At 31.6% G+C, this 21,849-nt stretch carries 17 protein-coding genes; 12 read left to right on the plus strand and 5 right to left on the minus strand.

Features of this window, described 5'->3' with window-relative positions:
- Position 1: 1 nt before the first annotated feature.
- The 3 genes from B2989_RS07675 to B2989_RS07685 all read left to right on the plus strand — a co-directional run bounded on the left by B2989_RS07675 (position 2) and on the right by B2989_RS07685 (position 5,680).
- Positions 2-1,678, plus strand: coding sequence for an alpha-amylase family glycosyl hydrolase (locus tag B2989_RS07675; RefSeq protein ID WP_292946837.1), 1,677 nt, complete (start codon positions 2-4; stop codon positions 1,676-1,678).
- A gap of 60 nt (positions 1,679-1,738) precedes the next feature.
- Complete coding sequence (locus B2989_RS07680) at positions 1,739-3,160, plus strand: alpha-amylase family glycosyl hydrolase (RefSeq protein WP_292946840.1); 1,422 nt, start codon at positions 1,739-1,741, stop codon at positions 3,158-3,160.
- 138 nt (positions 3,161-3,298) lie between these two features.
- Positions 3,299-5,680 (plus strand): GAF domain-containing protein, encoded by a 2,382-nt coding sequence (locus B2989_RS07685; protein WP_292946843.1) that lies wholly within the window; start codon positions 3,299-3,301, stop codon positions 5,678-5,680.
- Here B2989_RS07685 and B2989_RS07690 read toward each other — a convergent pair.
- On the minus strand, positions 5,677-6,942 hold the full coding sequence (locus B2989_RS07690; protein WP_145006058.1) for a Pycsar system effector family protein: 1,266 nt from the start codon (positions 6,940-6,942) through the stop codon (positions 5,677-5,679). The two genes, B2989_RS07685 and B2989_RS07690, sit on opposite strands and share 4 nt — an antisense overlap.
- Before the next feature lie 55 nt (positions 6,943-6,997).
- On the opposite strand from B2989_RS07690, the gene B2989_RS07695 reads away from it, so the two are divergent.
- Entirely contained in the window at positions 6,998-10,708 is a 3,711-nt protein-coding gene (locus tag B2989_RS07695) for a metallophosphoesterase (protein ID WP_292946848.1), read from the plus strand.
- 10 nt (positions 10,709-10,718) lie between these two features.
- Positions 10,719-12,005: a DUF2254 domain-containing protein gene (locus B2989_RS07700; protein ID WP_292946851.1), complete on the plus strand. Its 1,287-nt coding sequence runs from the start codon at positions 10,719-10,721 to the stop codon at positions 12,003-12,005.
- On the opposite strand, the gene B2989_RS07705 is transcribed toward B2989_RS07700, so the two are convergent.
- Positions 12,000-12,806 (minus strand): hypothetical protein, encoded by an 807-nt coding sequence (locus B2989_RS07705; RefSeq protein ID WP_292946854.1) that lies wholly within the window; start codon positions 12,804-12,806, stop codon positions 12,000-12,002. The two genes, B2989_RS07700 and B2989_RS07705, sit on opposite strands and share 6 nt — an antisense overlap.
- Positions 12,807-12,891: 85 nt before the next feature.
- Between B2989_RS07705 and B2989_RS07710 the strand changes: the two genes are divergently transcribed.
- Genes B2989_RS07710 through B2989_RS07720 form a run of 3 tightly spaced genes read left to right on the plus strand, consistent with a single transcriptional unit; the run spans position 12,892 to position 15,321 of the window.
- A complete protein-coding gene (locus B2989_RS07710; protein ID WP_292946857.1) occupies positions 12,892-13,578 on the plus strand; it encodes a glycerophosphodiester phosphodiesterase in 687 nt (228 codons plus the stop codon).
- A complete protein-coding gene (locus B2989_RS07715; RefSeq protein WP_292946859.1) occupies positions 13,575-14,786 on the plus strand; it encodes an NAD(P)/FAD-dependent oxidoreductase in 1,212 nt (403 codons plus the stop codon). The genes B2989_RS07710 and B2989_RS07715 overlap by 4 nt, the downstream gene beginning before the upstream one ends.
- A gap of 1 nt (position 14,787) precedes the next feature.
- On the plus strand, positions 14,788-15,321 hold the full coding sequence (locus B2989_RS07720) for a DUF1697 domain-containing protein (RefSeq protein WP_292946861.1): 534 nt from the start codon (positions 14,788-14,790) through the stop codon (positions 15,319-15,321).
- Here B2989_RS07720 and B2989_RS07725 read toward each other — a convergent pair.
- A complete protein-coding gene (locus B2989_RS07725; protein WP_292946863.1) occupies positions 15,318-15,878 on the minus strand; it encodes a TetR/AcrR family transcriptional regulator in 561 nt (186 codons plus the stop codon). The two genes, B2989_RS07720 and B2989_RS07725, sit on opposite strands and share 4 nt — an antisense overlap.
- A gap of 208 nt (positions 15,879-16,086) precedes the next feature.
- On the opposite strand from B2989_RS07725, the gene B2989_RS07730 reads away from it, so the two are divergent.
- From B2989_RS07730 to B2989_RS07745, 4 genes are all read left to right on the plus strand, one after another.
- The gene (locus B2989_RS07730; protein WP_292946865.1) at positions 16,087-17,169 is read left to right on the plus strand and encodes a diphosphomevalonate/mevalonate 3,5-bisphosphate decarboxylase family protein; all 1,083 of its coding nucleotides are present in this window, start codon (positions 16,087-16,089) and stop codon (positions 17,167-17,169) included.
- A gap of 27 nt (positions 17,170-17,196) precedes the next feature.
- Entirely contained in the window at positions 17,197-18,126 is a 930-nt protein-coding gene (locus tag B2989_RS07735) for a mevalonate kinase family protein (protein ID WP_292946867.1), read from the plus strand.
- Positions 18,127-18,271: 145 nt separating this feature from the next.
- Positions 18,272-19,177: a geranylgeranylglycerol-phosphate geranylgeranyltransferase gene (locus tag B2989_RS07740; protein WP_292946869.1), complete on the plus strand. Its 906-nt coding sequence runs from the start codon at positions 18,272-18,274 to the stop codon at positions 19,175-19,177.
- A 76-nt stretch (positions 19,178-19,253) separates the two neighbouring features.
- Positions 19,254-20,102 carry a pseudouridine synthase gene (locus B2989_RS07745; protein ID WP_145006089.1) on the plus strand — a complete coding sequence of 283 codons (849 nt, stop codon included), beginning with the start codon at positions 19,254-19,256 and terminating at the stop codon, positions 20,100-20,102.
- An 86-nt stretch (positions 20,103-20,188) separates the two neighbouring features.
- Here the strand turns inward: B2989_RS07745 and yihA are convergent, their stop codons facing one another.
- Positions 20,189-20,794, minus strand: coding sequence for a ribosome biogenesis GTP-binding protein YihA/YsxC (gene yihA / locus B2989_RS07750; protein WP_292946873.1), 606 nt, complete (start codon positions 20,792-20,794; stop codon positions 20,189-20,191).
- A 72-nt stretch (positions 20,795-20,866) separates the two neighbouring features.
- On the minus strand, positions 20,867-21,631 hold the full coding sequence (locus B2989_RS07755) for an alpha/beta fold hydrolase (protein WP_145006095.1): 765 nt from the start codon (positions 21,629-21,631) through the stop codon (positions 20,867-20,869).
- Between the last annotated feature and the right edge of the window lie 218 nt (positions 21,632-21,849).

Here is a 21,849-nt window from a genome sequence, read left to right on the forward strand (position 1 = left end):
TATGAAAAAAGCGATACTTTTAATAGCAATTACAATGCTTGCTTTCAGTTGTAAAACTGAGACAAAACAAGCACAAGATTTAGCCGAAAATCAAAAACCAAAGACTATGGAAACACCTTTTGTTTGGGAAGCAGCAAACTTATATTTTCTGTTAACGGATCGCTTTAATAATGGCGATAAAACTAACGATATTAATTATGGTCGAACAAAAGAAATAGGCGTTTTACGTGGTTTTGAAGGTGGCGATTTAAAAGGGATTACTCAAAAAATTGAAGACGGTTATTTTACCAATTTGGGTGTTAATGCTATTTGGATGTCGCCAATTGTAGAGCAAATTCATGGAGGAACAGATGAAGGCACAGGGTTGTCTTACGGATATCATGGCTATTGGACTAAAGATTGGACCAATATCGATGCCAATTTAGGAACCAAAGCAGATCTACAAAACTTGGTTGATGCGGCGCACAAAAAAGGCATTCGTGTTTTATTGGACGCGGTGATTAACCATACGGGACCTGTTACAGAAAAAGATCCTGTTTGGCCAAGTGATTGGGTGAGGACGGGACCACAATGTGACTATAAAAATTACGATAATACAGTAACGTGTACGTTAGTTAAAAATCTTCCAGATATAAAAACAGAAAGCAATGAAGCTGTAGAATTACCACCACAATTGGTAGAAAAATGGAAAGCCGAAGGTCGTTATGACCAAGAAGTTGCAGAGCTAGATGCCTTTTTTAAAGCCACAGGTCATCCTCGTGCACCTCGTTTTTATATCATGAAATGGTTAAGCGATTACATCACCGATTTTGGAATTGATGGTTACAGAGTGGATACTGTAAAACATACAGAAGCTTATGTTTGGCAAGAGTTTAAGTCGGTTTGTGATAACGCTTTCGCGGAATTTAAGCAGCAAAACCCAGATAAGGTTTTAGACGATAATGATTTTTATATGGTTGGAGAGGTTTACAACTTCGGAATTTCGGCAGGAACCGCTTTTGATTTTGGAGATAAAAAAGTCAACTATTTTGACAAAGCATTTAATAGCCTAATCAATTTTGAATTTAAATGGAATGCGGCGCAACAATCGTATGAGGAGCAATTTAAAAAATATGATAGCCTATTACATACCAACCTTAAAGGTTATGGTGTGTTAAACTATTTAACGTCTCATGACGATGGGCAACCTTTTGATAAAAACAGAGAGAAAACCTACGAAACTGCAACGCGATTATTACTGTCTCCTGGAACGTCACAAGTGTATTATGGAGACGAATCTGCAAGAGATTTAACCATAGAAGGGACAATTGGTGACGCAACGTTAAGAAGTAACATGAATTGGGAAGAGCTTTCACACCAACAAGACTTGTTAATCCATTGGCAAAAATTAGGACAGTTTAGACGTAATCATCCTTCGGTTGGAGCAGGAAAACATACCATGCTAAGCAATACACCTTACCTTTTTAGTAGAAGGTATACCAAAGGCGATTTTAAAGATGACGTGATTATTGGTTTAGACATGCCTAAAGGAAAACAAACTATTACGGTGTCTTCGGTGTTTAAAAACGGAACGACAGTTAAAGATTTTTATTCGGGAGAAACATTTACTGTGTCTAACGGAACAATTACAATTGTAGCAGACGCAAACATCATTTTATTAGAAAAAATAAATAATTAATCAGCAAACAACCAATGTCACACTGAGCGCAGTCGAAGTGCTCTTTAATAACTATACACAATGAAAAAAATAATCTTATCCCTAGTAATCCTAACAATTTTTGCTTGTAAAGAAGAGGCTAGTCAAGTCGAGAAGAAAGTAGTTTCAGAAGAAAAAGTAGTACTAAAACCTATAGCAGATTCAGATTTAGAAACAGCTGTTATCTATGAAGCTAACATCAGACAATATTCACCAGAAGGCACTTTTGAAGCTTTCACAAAAGATATTCCGCAGTTAAAACAATTAGGTGTAAAAGTCATTTGGTTAATGCCTGTTTTTCCTATTTCGGAAACAAAACGTAAAGCTACAGGAGGTGAAGATAGTAAGTTTGCAACCGATTTCCCAGAAGCAGAACAAGACAAGTACTTAGGTAGTTATTATGCAGTGTCTGATTTTACTAAAATTAATCCAGAATTTGGAACAATGGAAGATTTTAGAGATTTAGTAAATACAGCGCATGACAACGGGATTTATGTGATTTTAGATTGGGTACCAAATCATACAGGTTGGGATCATACTTGGTTAAAAACTAATCCGGAATATTACACACAAAATGATAAAGGCGAAGTAGTACATCCTGTAGATACAGATTGGACAGACGTTGCCGATTTAAACTACGACAACCAAGAGATGCGTAAAGCAATGATTGCAGACATGACGTATTGGTTAACAAAGGAAGGTGTTGACGGATTTAGATGTGATGTGGCAGGATCTGTACCAACCAACTTTTGGGAGCAAGCGATACCAGAATTACGTGCTAAAAAAGACATTTTTATGTTAGCAGAAGCTTGGGAACCAGAATTATTAAAAGACGGTTTATTTGATATGGCTTACGGTTGGGATAGACATCACGCTATGAATGCAATTGCAAAAGGAGAAAAGGATGCAACCGAATTTAATAATGCTTTACAAACCGATTTTGAGCGTTACGCGAGTGACGATATTTTAATGAATTTTGTTACCAATCATGATGAAAACTCATGGAATGGGACCATTAAAGAACGCATGGGAGAAGCTGGCGAAATGATGACTGCTTTAGCTTATGTAACACCAGGAATGCCATTAATTTATTCTGGTCAAGAGTATGATTTAGACCATAGATTATTGTTTTTTGAAAAAGATAGTTTCCCTCATACCAAAGGAGCCACTTGGGAATTATTAGAAAAATTAGCAACATTAAAACAGAATAATGCTGCTTTACATGGCGGAAAAGCTTCCGCTAAATACAACGTAATTGTTAATGGAAAAGATGTAATTTCATTTTCAAGAATAAAAGATAATGATGAGGTTGTGTTTATTGCAAATGTTTCAAAAGAGAATGCTAAAGTAAACCTTGTTCAAAAAGGGACATATTTAGATTATTTGTCTAATAAAACCATAGAATTAGAAGGTGATGCAATCCCTTTAGCGGTTAATGAATTTAAGATTTTAGTTAAAAAGTAAAAGAATTAATAATTCTTCTTCATAAAAATATAGAAAAGTGCCTGATGGTGCTTTTCTGGTTTAATATATTGTCAGTTTTTACAAGAAAATACGACTAATCATAATAATGCGTATTTTTGCATTACATTATTAATATAAATGATCGATTTAAACGACAATATAAATTTACCTTTTTCGTTACAAATAAGTTTTAATAAACTTATTGAGCGTTATAATGACTTGGCTAAAAGTGAAGATTCCTTTATCGCAGCCAAAGCAAATCGCATATTAGAAATAGGACAGGCTAATCCTTTATTAAAAGAGGGATTTAGTAAGATTTCTGTATTGAAAAAATATGAGAAAGAAATCGCAATATTATTGGAAGATTCGTTTAGCGAGGTGTTAAGTCTAAATGAAATTAAAACAGCAAGTGTACCTTATCATAATTTTATTTTTAATGCTTCAAAACGTTTTGAAAATATAATAAAATCAGCTGGTCCTGATTTTGAATTGGTAATTAAAAATATGCCAGAAAATGATTGGTATATTCTTAGTTGTACAATTATAATGAGTTTTTGTTATAACTATGACACTAATTTTAAAAGACCATTATATTATGAGATTCCGAATGAAAATGGTATCGTAAGAATTTACAAGATTACTTATAATGCAGATTTCATGGAAATTATGCCTACTGAAGCTGCACCTAAATTAACTGATAAAGACTTTGACGAATTATTAGATAATTTTGAAAATATAGAGTTGTGGAAAGAAAAATTTCCTCCTAACAGTTATGTATCAAAAGGATTTGTAATATCTAATATTTTTGATGTTACGGACGATCAGTCTATTTCAAACATAAAAACAACCTTAATAAAAAATAGTAAACGTAAAGACGAAAGCTTTATGGTAGATTTTCAAAAAGTCTTCCGTTCGTTATTAGGAGTTACTGATTTGGAGGTGGGATTTTCTATTTATAATAAAGAAGAAAACACCTTAATGAAGGTGCATGATTCTAGCATTAACAGTTTTTTGCTTAAAGCTAAAGAGGAGTTTAAGTGTGAGAATTTATTTTGTCATTACAGTTATGATAAAATTTTAAAAAGTAAAGCTAACCTTGCTATATCTGATGTAGATGCTAATTTTAAAAAATCAAAAGGTAAGTCTCCTCAGGTTAAAGTTTTAAAAGAGCAAGGTTTTAAAAGTGCCATTTTTGCACCAATAGCAGAACAAGGTGATTTACTTGCTGTTTTGGAGTTAGTATCTAAAACACCCAGAGCTTTAAATAGTATTAATGCTAATAAACTAGCAGACGTTATGCCTTTTATTTTGTCTGCGGTTAAGCGCTCTAAATTAGACGAGGCAAATTTAATACAGGCTATTATACAACGCGAATGTACTTCTATACACCCAAGTGTAAAATGGAAATTTGAAAGTGCTGCACGTAAGTTTATGCAAGAGGAGTATAATGGTAATGAAAACCCATCTTTTAATAAAATTAGTTTTGATAATGTTTATCCATTATTTGGTCAGATAGATGTTAAAGGATCGTCTGATGCTAGAAATAATGCAACACAAAAGGATTTAGCGCTTCAATTAAAATTAGTAGAAAAGATCGTTGAAAAAGCTTTTGATCATCAAAACTTACCAATTTTTGAGCAATTATTATTTCAGGTTAAAAGTTATCAAATTGCTTTAAAAAACGATTTTAAAGTTGATAGTGAGCAAAAAATCACTCATTTTTTTAAATATGAAATAGAGCCACTTTTTAAATTTCAACTTAAATCAGAATCATTTATAACCCAAGATATTGAGGATTATTTTGCTAAAGTAGATGCTAATCTTGAAGTGATATATTATTATCGTAAAAATTATGATGATACTATTAGCTTGATAAACAAAAATATGTCTGCCTTGTTAGATAAAAAACAAGTAGAAGCACAGGCTATGTATCCTCACTTTTTTGAGCGTTTTAAAACGGATGGTGTTGAGCATAATATGTACATTGGAGAGTCTATTACAAAAGAAGATTCGTTTAACGAGCTGTATTTATATAATTTAAGATTGTGGCAAATGCAAGTCATGATAGATATGGAAACGTCTTTTTACACCAAACAGCACAAATATCCTATCGCGCTTGATGTTGCATCAATGATTTTAGTGTTTAATCAACCGTTATCTATTAGATTTAGAGCAGATGAGAAACACTTTGATGTGGATGGTACTTATAATGCAAGATACGAGGTGGTTAAAAAACGAGTTGATAAAGCTAATATTAAAGGTACAGACGAGCGCATTACTGCTAAGGGTAAGTTAACAATTGTCTATTCTCAGCAAGAAGATGAGTTTGAATACTTAAAATATGTTAGATTTTTACAATCAAAACATAAATTAGGTGATGAGGTAGAAATATTAGAGTTAGAGGATTTACAAGGAGTAACTGGCTTAAAAGCTATTAGAGTTAATATCTTGTATCAAGACCAAAACAATACAAAGCAGTTTTACACGTATAACGATTTAATGCAGGCTATAAAATCCTAACCAACTAAAAGTTGGTTAAGATTTTGAGGTAATATGTATTGTATTTGCGAGGTTGTATCTAATACATCCTGAATATTTACACCTGGATTGTTTTTTACAGCAATACCAAAAGCAAGTAGCGATATAATAATACCTATCATAAATACAGTGTATGTTATTCTTAATAAACGGTATTTTCGTTCTAATACAATTCCTAAAAAATACAAATCTTTAGTCAGTGACTTGTAAATGTACTCCTTGTCATTTATCATTTCATTAATAGCCCATTCAAATTCGTTAAGTTTCATTTTATGAAAATTCCCAAAAAACGTTAAGTTAACTTCTTTGTTTTCTACATCTTCTTTAGTGAATTGACCACTAGTTACATTTGGTCTTGTTGCAATTATAGACATTACCATTGATACAACACTAAACAGAGTAAAAATCACAGTAGGCCAAGTTAGATAAGGGTTGGTGTCTAATTTAGAAATTAAATTAGCCAATACAACTGATATAATAATAGCATTAACAGATAATAAGATGTTGGCCTTAGTGTCCGCAATGTCACTTAATTTAATGTGATTTCGTAGCGCAGTTCTGTAAAACGATTGAATAGCACGTTCTGGACTTTCGTTTTTATATTGGGCTTTGTACTTTGCCTTTAGCTCTTCTGTATTTTGCTTCTTTTTTTGTTTCTTTTTAGCAAGGATTAGCTTAGCAAGATTTTTCTCTTTTCTTTGTTGCCAATTTTGTAAGGCATAATCCGTATAATAACTGTGTTTTTTAGATAAGACTTTAATGTTCTCGTCAAGCCATTCTCTTGGTGTGTAGTTTGCAATACCTGCTAATTCTAACTCTTTTCTTAAAAACTCGCTGGCTTCCGGAAAGTATTTTTTTCCAAAATGAGAGGCGTCAGCATCGCGTAAAATTTTCTCTAATTCGGTTTCTGGCTTACTATCAAATTTTGTAGCTAGTATACAATCTTCAACAGCTTTAATAGTTTTTTCATCTACATTTTCTGTAGTCAAAAATTCCCTAGCTATTTGTGCGCTAACCTCCTCATGGCCTTCTCTTTTTTTAGTGTAGCCCACATCATGTAATAATGCTGCTAATTGAAGTATTTGCGCATCATTAACATCAATTTTAGAGTTTTCTATAATTTCTTTCGTACTTTTAAATACTCGTAAGGTATGCGTGTGATTGTGATAGACTATCGTGTTTGGTAGCTCATTTTTAAGGAGTTCAAATACAAAAGCTTCGGTTTTTTCAATTAGTTTTGACATGAGTGCATAATTATTCTTATCCAAAGTACTAAAAAAATAAAACTCTCAACCTTTAATGACAAAAAATAACATATTTCTAACGTTTGTTTTAGCTTTTCTATTGACTAATTGTGCCAGTTTTGAGGCGCAATATAAATCAGAAGATAAAACAGTAGTTGCATTACCAAATAAACCAATTGACAAAACGTTTTACTTAGTTGGTGATGCTGGAAAATCACCAATGGGTGGATTTAGTAGTGGGTTAACTGCATATAAAAATCTAATAAAACAGAAAGATACCAAAGGTGATTATACTATATTTTTAGGAGACAATATTTATCCTGCAGGTCTACCAACAAAGGAAGATCCATATTATGACGAAGCTAAAAACCATTTGCAAGCACAAGTAAATGCTGTTTCTGGTTTTAATGGTGAAGTGTTGTTTATTCCTGGAAATCACGATTGGTACGCAGATGGTTTAAATGGGTTAAAAGATGAAGAAAAATTTATTGAAGACGCATTGGGTAAAAACACATTTCAGCCAGAAAACGGTTGTCCGTTAGAAGTGGTCGAGGTTAGCGATGGTATCGAGTTAATTATCATTGACACACAATGGTATTTAGAAAACTGGAATGATCATCCAACTATAAATGATGAGTGTGAAATTAAAACAAGAGAACGTTTTTTATTAGAATTAGAAGGCGAGTTTAAAAAAGCACAAAATAAAACCGTTGTAGTTGCTATGCATCATCCCATGTATACTAATGGTACTCATGGTGGATTTTATAGCGCAGATAAACATTTATACCCAACACAAAGTAAAATTCCGGTTCCAATATTAGCTTCTTTTTTAACGCAAGTTAGAACACAAGGAGGTGTTTCTATTCAAGATAGGTATAACGAGCGTTATAATAAGATGATGAATCGTATTGAAACCTTAGCTTTAGAGTATACAAATATAATTTTTACATCTGGTCACGAACACAATTTACAATACATAGAAAATAATGGAATCAAACAAATTGTATCAGGTTCTGGCGCTAAACAATCTGGAGCAGCCTTAAGTAATAATGGTTTATTTGCTTATGGTAAACAAGGTTTTGCAACACTAACAGTATATAAAGACGGAAGTAGTTATGTTAGTTTTTATGGCGAGGATAATGAGCAGCCAAAACTGTTATATACCAAACAGATTGCTGAAAAAAACGCGTCTCAATTTGATTTGTCAACATTACCAGATAGCTTTTTACCCACTATTCAAGCCTCAATTTATACTGAAGAAGAAACCAAAAAAACAGGTGTTTATAAAACATTTTTTGGAGAGAAATATCGTGATATCTATAGCCAAAAAGTAGAAGTTCCTGTTGCTACATTGGATACGCTTTATGGTGGTCTAGAAATTGTAAGAGAGGGTGGAGGTCACCAAACACGATCTTTAAGATTGCAAACAAAAGATGGTCGACAATTAAATATGCGTGCGTTGCGCAAAAGTGCTACACAGTATTTGCAAACGGTTTTGTTTAAAGAAACATATTTAAAAGATGATTTTGATAAAACTAAAATCGAAGATTTAATATTAGATTTTTACACAGCAGCGCATCCTTATGCGTTTTCAGTAGTTCCGGATTTGTCACATGCAGCAGGTGTGTACCATACTAACCCTAAATTATTTTATATACCAAAACATAAATATTTAAAGGATTACAACTATAATTATGGTGGCGAATTATATTTAATTGAAGAACGACCTGAAGATAATTATACAGATGAAAAAAACTTTGGTTATGCAGATGATATTGAAAGTACACATGACATTATTAAAAAAATTAGAACTGATGAAAAATATAAAATAGACGAAAACGCTTTTGTTAGAGCACGCCTTTTTGATATGCTTTTAGGTGATTGGGACAGACACCAAGACCAATGGAGATGGGCTCAGTTTAACCAAGACAATGGAGATAAATTATATAAACCTATTCCTAGAGATAGAGATCAAGTATTTTCTAATTTTGATGGTGCTTTATTAGATATTATGCGTTTTATTTCTGGATCAACTAAACAGCTTCAAGTGTATGATGGTGAGTTGAAGGATATAAAATGGATGAATAGTGCAGGTATTAAATTGGATAAAGTGTTAATTCAAAATTCTGATAAATCTGTTTGGATTAAGCAAGCACAATACTTGCAAGATAATATTACAGATGCTGTTATTGAAGAAGCTTTTAGTAAAGTTCCAAAAGAAGTACAAGAAGAATCTTTATTGCAGATAAAAACATTTTTAAAAGAAAGAAAAAATAACTTACTAGATATAGCAGAGCGTTATTCTGATTATCTTAATCAATTGGTGATACTAACTGGTACAGATAAGGATGATTATATTGAAGTTAATAGGATTGCAGATAATAAAACTCAAGTTGTAATTTCAAGAATAAAAGATGGTAAAAAAGCAGATGTTATAGTAGATCGTACTTTTGATAAGGATATAACTAAGGAGTTATGGATTTATGCTTTAGATGATGATGATATAATTGAAGTTAGCGGTAAAGCTAGTAACTTGATTTTTACACGTATTATTGGTGGGCAAAATAACGACGAATATATTATTAATAATGGAAGACGTGTACGTATTTATGACCATAAATCAAAACCAAATACCATAACAAAAAATAATGGAGCTAAGGTTAAATTTACAGATATTTACAACAATAACCTGTTTGATTTTCAGAAAAATATAGTTAAAACAAGTGTGGTTACGCCAAGTCTTGGGTATAATCCAGATGATGGTTTTAAAGTAGGTGTTGGCTTAAATTATACTGTTAAAGGATTTTCTCGTAATCCATACTCGCAACAACATCGTTTTAAAAGTGGTTACTTTTTTGCAACTAGTGGTTTTAGTTTAAATTATGATGGTGAATTTGCAAACCTTTTTGGCGAATGGAACTTACATGTTGCAGGACAGCTAACCAGCGAGAATTTTACCAATAACTTTTTTGGTTATGGTAATGAAACCGTTAATAATGATGATGACTTAGATTTAGATTATAATAGAATTAAAACAAGTATTTATGCAGCTAGTGTAGGTGTCCTTAAAAAAGGAGATTTTGGATCTGATTACGGAATAAAAATAACTACAGAAGCTGTAGAGATTGGAGAAACACCAGACCGTTTTATTGAAACACAAGAACCGTCTGTAAACACAACAGACTTTTATAATAGACGCTTTTTTGCAGGTTTAGAAGGGAATTTTAATTATCATAGTTTTGATAATGCTATAAATCCATCCAGAGGGATGACCTTTGATTTAGGTGTAGGAGGTAAAACCGAAGTTAAAGACTCTAAATATACATACGGTTTTGTAAATACTGCTTTAGGGTTTTACAACGCGCTGTCTACAAACAGAAAACTAGTTTTAAAAACAGATGCAAGAGCACAAATGAGATTTGGTGATGATTTAATATTTTATCAAGCAGCAAATATTGGTGGAGCCAATGGACTACGTGGTTACAGGTTGCAACGTTTTACAGGTCAAAACAGTTTAACTGGTAGTGCAGATATTAGATATAGCTTTAATCAGTTTAAAACAAAAACGTTACCATTACAATTAGGTGTCTTTGTTGGAGGTGATGTAGGACGTGTTTGGACTAAAAATGATGCGTCAAAAATTTGGCATAACGATTATGGTGTTGGATTTTGGGTGACTGCAGCAGATAGTGTTTCTGGGACATTTAACTTTTTTAATAGCGAAGAAGGATTACGTTTTTCTTTTGGATTTGGATTAAATTTTTAAAACCCAATTAATGAAAAATGTTATAGTTAATGGTTTTGAATATTTAAAAAAACTTGAAAGTAAAATAGCTTTTTACCCTTCGGTTTATAGCCTGACAGGGTTACTGTTTACATTTTTTATGTACTATGCAGAAAATAGAGGTATATCGTCTTATTTAGTAGACAATGTACCTCTGTTGGTTATAAATAATTCAGAAACCGCATTTAATATTTTAACCACCTTTATTGCTGGACTAATCTCCATAATGGTTTTTAGTTTTTCCATGGTAATGATATTGTTAAATCAAGCATCAAGTAACTTTTCGCCTAGAGTCTTACCTGGTTTAATATCTAATAAGCGTCATCAAAAAATATTAGGTATATATAATGCAACGTTACTATTTTGCATATTTACTATGGTAGGAATAGAGCCTGATGGAGGTGAAAACCAATTGCCTGGCTTTTCAGTATTATTGGCTATTGTATTTATGGTTATCTGCTTAGGTGCTTTTATTTATTTTATACATTCCATTTCGCAAGAGATTCAGGTTCATAGTATCATGCAGCGTATATTTGATGAGGCTAAAAATAGACTAGATAAACTTATACATTCAGAAGAAGATACAACTCAAGGGTTTCCAAATACGGATGATTGGACGGTTTATAAGTCTCCAGCAACAGGCTTTTTACAAGATATTATATTAGACCCTTTTAGTCAACATGCAAAACAAAATGACAATCAATTTGAAATTGTAGCAATTAAAGGACAATACATATATAAGGACAAGCCTTTATTTAAATGTAAAACAAAACTTAAAGACGAAGCTCTTGAAGATTTACTAGCTTATTTTCTTTTTTCTAGAGACGAGATTATAGAAGATAACTACGTTTTAGGCTTTAAACAAATTACCGAAATTGCTGTAAAAGCGATGTCTCCTGGTATTAATGATCCTGGAACAACTATTATCGCAATAGATTATCTTGCAGAACTTTTTCAAAGCAGAATGTATAAAAATGATATAAGTATCTTGTTGGAAGATAATAAACCAGTAGTAAAAATTAGCTCTGTGACATTTAAAGAGTTACTATATTTTGTAATGGCTCCAATTAGGACTTACGCAAAGCATGACGTTATTATAGTTAATAAATTAATTAACCTATTTCAGCATTTAGCATTTAATATAGATTGCGATAATAAAGGCTATTTAACAGATATTGATAACGAAGTTAAACGCTTATCAATAGATGCTAATAGTGCTATAAGTAATCAGGAGGATTTAAAATTAATAAACGACAGATTAAAATCTTTTAATCTATAATTTAAACTTATAAATATTATTATCTTCTTTACCAGAGTCTTCGTCTGTAATATAAATAGACGTGTTATTTATAAAGCAAACACCTTCTTTTTGACTATCATGATTTAATGAGATGCTCTCTACATTACCATCAAAAAAAGCATCGGATTTAAAGTTTGTAAGTTTCCAAATTCTATCATGATTTAATAGTATAATAGTAGAGCCATCAGGACTGATGTCTGCAGATGTTACACGTGTGTCTTTTCCTTTTAGTTTGTAGTCTGTAACATACGTTGCTACGTGAGACCCAATGGTGTTTGGTACTTTAATAACCATTGTTTTTTTATTCTCTTTACTAAAAATATAAAAGTCATTATTCCATAAAAAGAAAGCTTCAAAATCTTCAGACTTAATATCATCAGGTAATGTAAAGCGTATAGTTTCAGCTTCGGTTTTGTCCTTAATGTTTGCTATGTTATTGACTTTATATATAAAAAAGTGGTCTCGTTTTCTTGAGTTATTTCCAAAATCTCCAATGTATAAATTACCATTGGTGTCAGCAGCTAAGTCTTCCCAGTCATGGTTTTTAATATTGCTAATATCTATATCTTTAATAATATTACCTTTTTTGTCTAAACCATACACATTGTTTTTATTACCTGCATCCTCAATAGTCCAAATTAAATCAGATCCACTAATTAATTGTGCTGCAGAAGCTTCGTCCAAATCACCATCTATGGATCCTACTACAGTTAGTTTTCCTGTATTGCAAGACATAAAAAGTAATGCTAAAACTAGTATTGGTTTTAAATGAAAAGTCATAAATTGTCATGTTTAAAATAAGATTAAATATAGGCATATAACAAGTCAGACTAAAGTTTGTAATCTTAAAGTATTTATAAAATTAATGAACAAAATATTAAAATTTGGTCATAGAGGAGCAAAAGGTCATGTGACAGAAAACACCTTGGAGTCAATCCAAAAGGCTTTGGATTTGGGAGTCGATGGGATCGAAATTGATGTACACGTGTGTAAAACAGGAGAGCTAGTTGTTTTTCATGATTTTACGTTAGATAGAATTACGGATGGTACAGGAGAAATTGGTAAATTTTCGTTATCGGAATTAAAGCAATTAAAGGTTGAAAATCTATATAGTATCCCAACGCTAACTGAAGTATTAGATTTAATTGATAATAAAATTTTTATAAATATTGAATTAAAAGGCGAACATACCGCTAATCCAACTTGTGCTGTAATTAAAGATTACGTGGATAATAAAAATTGGACAATGGACCATTTTATTGTTAGTAGTTTTCAAGAAAAAGAATTGCTTGACGTGTTTAGTTGCAACCCTAATATAGCATTAGGCGTTTTAACAAAAGCAAGTGTAAATCAAGCAATTGCTTTAGCCAAGCGGATTAATGCAAAAGCAATTCATCCTAATTTAGCATTGCTAAGTAAGGACAATGTTAAACAGACACAAGACCAAGGATATAAAGTAAATGTGTGGACAGTCAACACTAAGCAAGCTATTGCACGTATGAAAAGCTATAATGTTGATGCTATAATAAGTGATTTTCCAGATAGATTATGAAACAGTACGATGTAATAATAATAGGTGGTGGTGCAGCTGGTTTTTTTGCAGCAATTAATATTGGCGAGTTGTATCCCAATTTAAAAATAGCTGTTTTAGAAAGAGGTAAAGATGTACTAGGTAAGGTTAAGGTATCTGGTGGTGGACGTTGCAATGTAACACATGCCGAGTTTGTTCCGCAAGAATTAACCAGTTACTATCCAAGAGGAGAAAAGGAACTTTTAGGACCTTTTCACACCTTTATGACTGGAGATACTATGGAGTGGTTTGAAAATAAAGGCGTGTCATTAAAAATTGAAGACGATGGACGCATATTTCCAACCAGTAATAATTCGCAAACCATTATTGATTGCTTTTTAAACGAAGCTGATAAATATAATGTTGAGGTATTAACAAATCAATCCGTAACAAGTTTTAGTCCAATCGACCAGCAATGGGAAGTGGTTACAAAATCGGACCAATTTACAGCTCAAAAACTTATTGTTGCCACAGGAAGTAATCCTAAAATTTGGTCTTTTTTAGAGCAGTTAGGGCATACTATTATTAAGCCAGTACCTTCATTGTTTACATTTAATATTAATGATGCAAGGATTAAAGATATTCCAGGTGTTGTGGCTCAAAACGTAACAGTTAAAGTAATAGGGACTAAGTTAGAGTCTTCTGGTCCTTTATTAATTACACATTGGGGAATGAGTGCGCCTTCCATTTTAAAACTATCAGCTTTTGGTGCTTTAGATTTGGCTAAAAAAGAGTATAAATTTGATATTGAAGTTAATTTTGTTAACCAAGATTTTGAGGACGTGCTGTCAGATTTAAAAACATATAAGCAAGACTTGTCTAAAAAAACTGTTTTTAAAGCAGCGCAATTTGATATGCCAAAACGGTTATGGAAAACGTTAGTTGAAGCTGCAGGAATAACTGAAAATACACGTTGGGCAGATTTAAATAAATCCCAATTAGATGATTTGGCTAGTCAATTAACTACAGCAATTTTTAAAGTAGACGGAAAAAGTACGTTTAAAGAAGAATTTGTTACAGCAGGAGGAATAGATTTAAAGGAAGTTAATTTTAAAAATTACCAAAGTAAATTGCATAGTAACCTGTATTTTGCTGGCGAAATTATTAATGTTGATGCCTTGACAGGTGGATTTAATTTCCAAAATGCATGGACAGGAGCTTACATTGTGGCTAAAAATATTGAGATTTAGTATGGAGACTTTTTTTATATTTTTAAGAGGTATTAATGTTGGAGGACACAACAAAATAAAAATGTTAGATTTACGTCAAGTGTTATCAGATATAGGCTTTAATGATGTAAAAACGTATATTCAAACAGGTAATATTATACTAAAAACAGATTTAAAAGACAAAGCAATTATAACCAGTAAAATAGAGGAGTCTATTTTAGATCATTTTGGTTTTAACATACCAACTCTAGTAAAAACAAAAGCAGACCTTGATTTGATATTGAAAAAATGTCCTTTTACTGATGTAGAAAAAGAAAACAGCTATTTTGCTCTACTTTATAACGCTCCAAGTCAAAGTCAAATCACAGCATTATCAAGTTATGATTTTCCAAATGAAAAATTTACCATAACTAACCAGTGTATCTATCTTTATTCAAGTGTAGGTTATGGAAGGACTAAGGCAAATAGTAATTTTTTTGAAACTAAATTAAAAATCAAAGCTACCGCCAGAAATTTTAAAACACTTACTAAGGTACTGTCGCTAATAAAAAATTAGTTTTTGTTTCTAATAGCATCCCAAGACATTTCTATTGCTAGATCTATTTCCTCTTTTGTCATTTCCAATTCTTCGTTACTCTTAAGTCTAACTGCAGATATTACGGTTCCAAAAGCCATTTGCAAAATTAATCTTACAGGTACATTTCTAACATGCTTTTCTTCAATTCCTTTTAAAAAGAAATCTCTAATGTTAGCAATATAAGGCACAGATTGATTAACAATCTCTTTAGATATAATTGGTGGTGCAGCAACGTACTCGACAAATTGAAAAGCTAATGGGTTTCCAACAAAGTAGTTGTACAAATTGGACCACATGGTTTCAAATTGTGCTTTAAAATCGCCTTCAGGTAAATTAGCCATTAAAACCACACCATAATCTTGAACAATCATCATGTATAGTTCTTGTATAACCTCATTTTTATTTTCAAAATAATGGTATATCGTACCAACAGCTACATTAGCTTCTTTGGCGACTTGCGACATAGGTGTAGCGTGTACACCTTGTTTAACCACTAATTCTAACATAGTGATTATTATGCGTTGTTTTTTGTCCATTTAGACAGGTTGTATTTTATGGTAAAAAGCGGTGAGGCGAAGTTTTAAGGGAACTTTTTTTACCTATCAGTTAACATTATAAATTTTTTAAGAAAGACAGACGATTTGTTAAGGGTTGTTAATCAGTAAATTGAATGTTCATTCGGTGGTCAAAATTAATAAATTAGTTTAAATATTAAAGCTATATTTGTATAAATTTAATTATTAGATGGATTTATCACGTTTTTTATTAAAAAACTATCAAAATAAGCTAAATAACGGAAGTGTAACTTGGTCTTCTCCAAGTAATATTGCACTAGTTAAATATTGGGGAAAAAAAGAACATCAAATTCCAGAAAACCCATCAATCAGTTTTACTTTAGATTCTTGTAAAACAATTACTGAGTTGCACTATATTAAAAAGCAAAAAGGTAATAATAGTTTTGATTTTAAGGTTTTTTTAGATGAAGAATTAAAGCCTGACTTTCATCCTAAAATCGAAACGTTTTTTAAGCGTATTGAAAGTTATGTGCCTTTTTTAAAAGAATTTGAGTTTACTATTAAAACTAAAAACACGTTTCCTCATAGTTCTGGTATTGCATCTTCCGCATCAGGTATGAGCGCTTTAGCTTTGTGTATAATGAGCATAGAAAAACAATTAAATCCAGAATTATCTCAAACGCATTTTATCCAAAAAGCATCCTTTTTAGCAAGATTAGGATCAGGTAGTGCTTGTAGGAGTTTGGAAGGCGATTTAGTAGTTTGGGGTAAACATCCAAAAATTGAAGATAGTAGCGATTTGTTTGGTGTAAAATATCCGTATAAAGTTCACGATATTTTTAAAAACTATAACGATACCATATTATTGGTTGATAAAGGAGAAAAACAGGTAAGTAGTACAGTTGGTCATAATTTAATGCATGGACACCCATTTGCTAGCCAACGTTTTGATCAAGCAGTAGACAACATAACTGCAATCAAATCAATTTTAGAAACAGGAGACTTAAATCAATTTATTGCTTTAGTCGAAAGTGAAGCCTTGACGCTACACGCTATGATGATGACAAGTATGCCTTATTTTATTTTAATGAAACCTAATACGCTAGAAATTATTAATAAAATCTGGCAATTTAGGAAAGATACAGGGTTGCCTGTTTGCTTTACTTTAGATGCTGGTGCTAATGTACATGTCTTATATCCAGATAAATATAAAGATAAAATTTATGAATTCATTAAGGAACAGTTAGTTGCATATTGTCAAAACGGTCACTATATTTGTGATAAAATTGGTTTTGGCGCAAAACAGTTGTAACTTTATAAAACCAATGCTTAATTGCTTATGAAAGGCCCTTTATTTTATTCAAAAATTTTATTATTCGGAGAGTACGGTATTATTAAAGACTCTAAAGGTCTGTCAATACCTTATAATTTTTATAATGGTGCGCTAAAAATGGAGGACAATCCATCGGAAGTAGCGCAACAATCAAATCGAAGTTTACAACGCTTTGCAGACTATTTATCTAAAATAGACGATTCATTAGTCGTTTTTGATATACAGTCATTAAATAAAGACGTTAAAGCAGGTATGTACTTTGACTCTTCAATTCCGCAAGGATATGGAGTTGGTAGTAGTGGTGCGTTAGTTGCAGCTATATATGACAAGTATGCACAAGATAAAATTACTGTATTAGAAAATTTGACACGTGAAAAGTTGTTAACGCTTAAGGCTATTTTTTCTGAAATGGAATCTTTTTTTCATGGAAAATCTTCGGGATTAGATCCTCTTAATAGTTATTTAAGCTTACCAATTTTAATAAATTCTAAAGAAAATATTGAAGCTACAGGTATACCAACGCAAAGTAGCGATGGTCAAGGTGCTGTGTTTTTGTTAGACTCTGGTATTATTGGAGAAACTGCTCCAATGGTAAGTATCTTTATGGAAAACATGAAGCAAGAAGGGTTTAGAAAAATGCTTAAAAATCAATTTATAAAGCACACAGATGCGTGTGTAGATGACTTTTTAAAAGGAGATATAAAATCGCTGTTTAAAAATACCAAGCAGTTATCTAAAGTAGTGTTAAATAACTTTAAACCAATGATTCCGGCTCAATTTCATGAGTTATGGAAAAACGGAATAGAGACTAATGACTATTACTTAAAACTTTGTGGTTCTGGTGGTGGAGGTTATATCTTAGGTTTTACACCTGATATTAAAAAAGCGCAATTAGCCTTAAAAGACTATAAATTAGAAGTGGTTTATAATTTTTAATTAACACCATTATTTTTTGAAAACAGAACTAAATCATTTTTCCATAAGCTTATTCGTTTGGCAATTATTCATGATTTTGCTGTTATTAGCATTCATCGTTTTGGTTTATAAAATTTATAAAAAAATTACATCTAATAAATAGTTAATGCTCACTAGAAAGCAAAAACATATACTTATTAAGTTTTTTAGTATGTTTTCTGTAATTAGAGGCTATAATATACTAGTTGTAGTCCTTGCGCAATATTTAGCGTCAATTTACATTTTTGCTTCGGACAAACCACTAAAAAAGGTGTTGTTTGATGTTAATCTGCTAATGCTAGTGTTAGCAACAGCAGCTGTAATTGCAGGAGGATATATAATTAATAATTTTTACGATTCTGAAAAAGATTTAATCAACAGACCTAACAAAACAATGTTGGATAAGTTAGTAAGTCAAAATACTAAGTTGTCTTTTTATTTTGTGCTTAATTTTTCAGCAGTAGTAATGGCTAGTTACGTGTCTTTTAAGCCAGTATTATTCTTTTCGTTTTATATTTTTTCAATTTGGTTTTATTCACATAAACTAAAAAAAATGCCTATTGTAGGTAATGTTGTGTCGTCAATATTGACATTAACACCATTTTTTGTAATTTTTGTCTACTATCATAATTTTAAGTCAGTAGTATTTGTTCATGCTACGTTTTTATTTTTAATAATTGCTATAAGAGAATTAACTAAGGATTTAGAGAATATAAAAGGAGATTTAACACTAAACTATAGGACTATCCCAATTGTATATGGTGAGCGCACATCCAAAAAAATGATTAGTGTTTTGGTTATAGCTACGTTGTTTCCGGTTTATTTTTTAATAGCAAAATTTGATATTGGATATATGTATCTGTATTTTTATGTTTGCGAGGCTCTGTTGGTTGTCTATTTATTTTTATTATGGCGATCAGTGACTAAAATACACTATTTGTGGTTGCATAATATCTTAAAAATAATAATCGTAGCAGGAGTGTTTAGTATACTGCTAATCAATATTGATTTAGTTTTAAATCGAATTCTTTAATGGTTAAATCATTAACATTCATACGATAATTAACAACAGATGAAAAATTCGTTGTAGATTTGCAAAAAATTATATTATGAGTAGACATAAAGGTGGCAATGATAAAGGAAAGTCTTCAGGACGAGGAAGTGATAATGCTAAAAGCAAAACTTTTGCTAGAGGCAATGCACCTATAAAAAAGAAAGTTGCTCCAAAAGCAAAGCCTACAAGCGCTACTAACTCTGATTTAATCAGGTTAAATAAATACGTTGCTAATTCTGGGATGTGTTCTCGAAGAGAAGCTGATCAACATATTGCAATGGGTTTAGTAACCGTAAATGGTAAAGTTGTGGTAGAGATGGGTTATAAAGTTAAGCTAGAGGATGAAGTAAGGTACGATGGAGCTAGAATTAATCCAGAAAAGAAGGCTTACGTTTTATTAAACAAGCCAAAAGGGTTTGCTACAACTACAAGTGAACAAAAAGGTAGAACCGTTATGGACTTAGTAGCTAATGCTTCAAGTTCTAGAATTAAGCCAATAGGACGTTTAGGACGTAACTCTACAGGTTTATTACTTTTTACTAACGACGAAAAGATTGTAGCACGTTTTACTAATTCTAATAAAGGTGTTGAAAGATTATTTCATTTAGAGTTGGATAAAAACTTAAAAATGGAAGATCTTAAAAAAATCAGAGAAGGTTTTAAGGTTGAAGGTAAACAAGTTGGTGTTGAAGAAATTGACTATGTAAATAACACAAAGAATGAAGTTGGTGTAAAAATAAAAAACACAGGAAACACTATTTTACATACAATATTTGAGCATTTAAAATATGAATTAGTTAGAATTGATTGTGTTCAAATAGCGCATTTAACTAAAAAAGATATACCAAGAGGTAATTGGAAAATATTATCAGAGCAAGAGGTTAACACATTAAAAATGATGTAGTTTATATCTTTAATAAAACAAAAAAACTCGCTTTAATAGCGAGTTTTTTTTGTTTTAATTTTAAGTTGGTAACTTTTTGGCGGATACTATTCAATTATGATGTTTTCATTTAATCCATCAATGTAGTTTAGTACGTCATCTTTACCAATGTCTTTGCTAGAAGATGTTATAAAGTAATTTGGCATTTCTTCCCATGTTTCTAACAGTATTGTTTTATAGTCTTCAACGTGGTTTTCAATAGCTTTAGGTTTTAACTTGTCTGCTTTTGTAAATATGATAGAAAAAGGTATTCCGCTTTCTCCTAAATATTGCATAAATTCTTGATCTATAGGTTGTGGTTTATGTCTAATATCTACAAGTACAAATGCAGTTACTAATTGCTCTCGGTTTTCAAAATAATGTGTTATAAATTTTTGAAACACCTTCTTTGTGCTCTTGGATACTTTAGCATAACCATAACCTGGTAAATCAACTAAAAACCAATCTTTATTAATTATAAAATGGTTGATTAGTTGGGTTTTTCCTGGTCTTCCAGATGTTTTAGCTAGACTTTTTCTGCTTGTAAGCATATTGATTAAAGACGACTTTCCAACGTTACTTCTACCAATAAAAGCATATTCTGGTATGCGATCTTTAGGACACTTTGAAGCATCAGAATTACTGGTTACAAACTCGGCAGATTTAATATGCATGTATTACTAGTGTTTTGATTTCGGTTAAACCGAAAATCTTATATTAAGTTATATTGTCAGACTGGTAAGATATTAAATATCACGTTTTTTAAACCAATCAAATAATATTTGATTAAAAGTTTCAGGATGCTCCATCATCGCAGCATGACCGCATTTTTCGATCCAAAATAAATCAGAGTCCGGAAGTAATAAATTAAATTCTTCTGCAACTTCTGGTGGTGTAACGCCATCATTTCTACCCCAAATTATACAAGTCGGAACAGTCATTTTAGGTAAGTCTTTAGCCATATTATGTCTAATGGCACTTTTTGCAATAGCTAAAGTTTTAATAAGTTTATTTCGGTCGTTAACAGTTTCATAAACTTCGTCTACTATTTCTTTAGTGGCTACTGCAGGATCGTAAAATACCTCTTGGGCTTTCTTTTTAATTACCTCGTAATCACTTCGTTTAGTGTATCCTCCACCCATTGCGCTTTCGTATAATCCAGAGCTACCAGTTATTACTAAAGCTTTTACTTTGTCAGGATGCATTTTTGTGTGATATAAGCCAATGTGTCCGCCTAATGAGTTACCTAGCAAAATGACGTTATCAAGTTCTTTAAAAGCAATAAAATCGTATAAGTATTTAGCAAATGCTTTGACATTTGTTTTAAGTAAGGACATGCTATAAATAGGCAGTTCTGGGATAATTACTTTGTATCCATTTGTGCTAAAAAAAGTGGTCACAGCATCAAAATTACTTAAACCTCCCATTAGTCCGTGAAGTACAATTATTGGTTGTCCTTCACCAACTTCAATATAGTTGAATTTTCCTTCTTTTTTAAGTATACGCGTCATTAATGGCTAGTAGTTTACATCAAAAGCAAATATAACTAATTCATTTAAAAAACAGACATTTTAATCATTTAGTTAAGTGTCATTCGTGTTAATAAAAAGCAAAATTTCCCACCTAAGATTTCGGCTTGGTTTGTTGACTTTGTTTAAGCTTGGACTTGATTTGCCTCCTAAAAGGTGTTAAAATTGGAATACTTATCAACAAAGTGGTAAAATGTGGT

The sequence above is a fragment of the Olleya sp. UBA1516 genome, from assembly GCF_002323495.1.
In the GTDB taxonomy this organism is placed as follows: Bacteria; Bacteroidota; Bacteroidia; order Flavobacteriales; family Flavobacteriaceae; genus Olleya.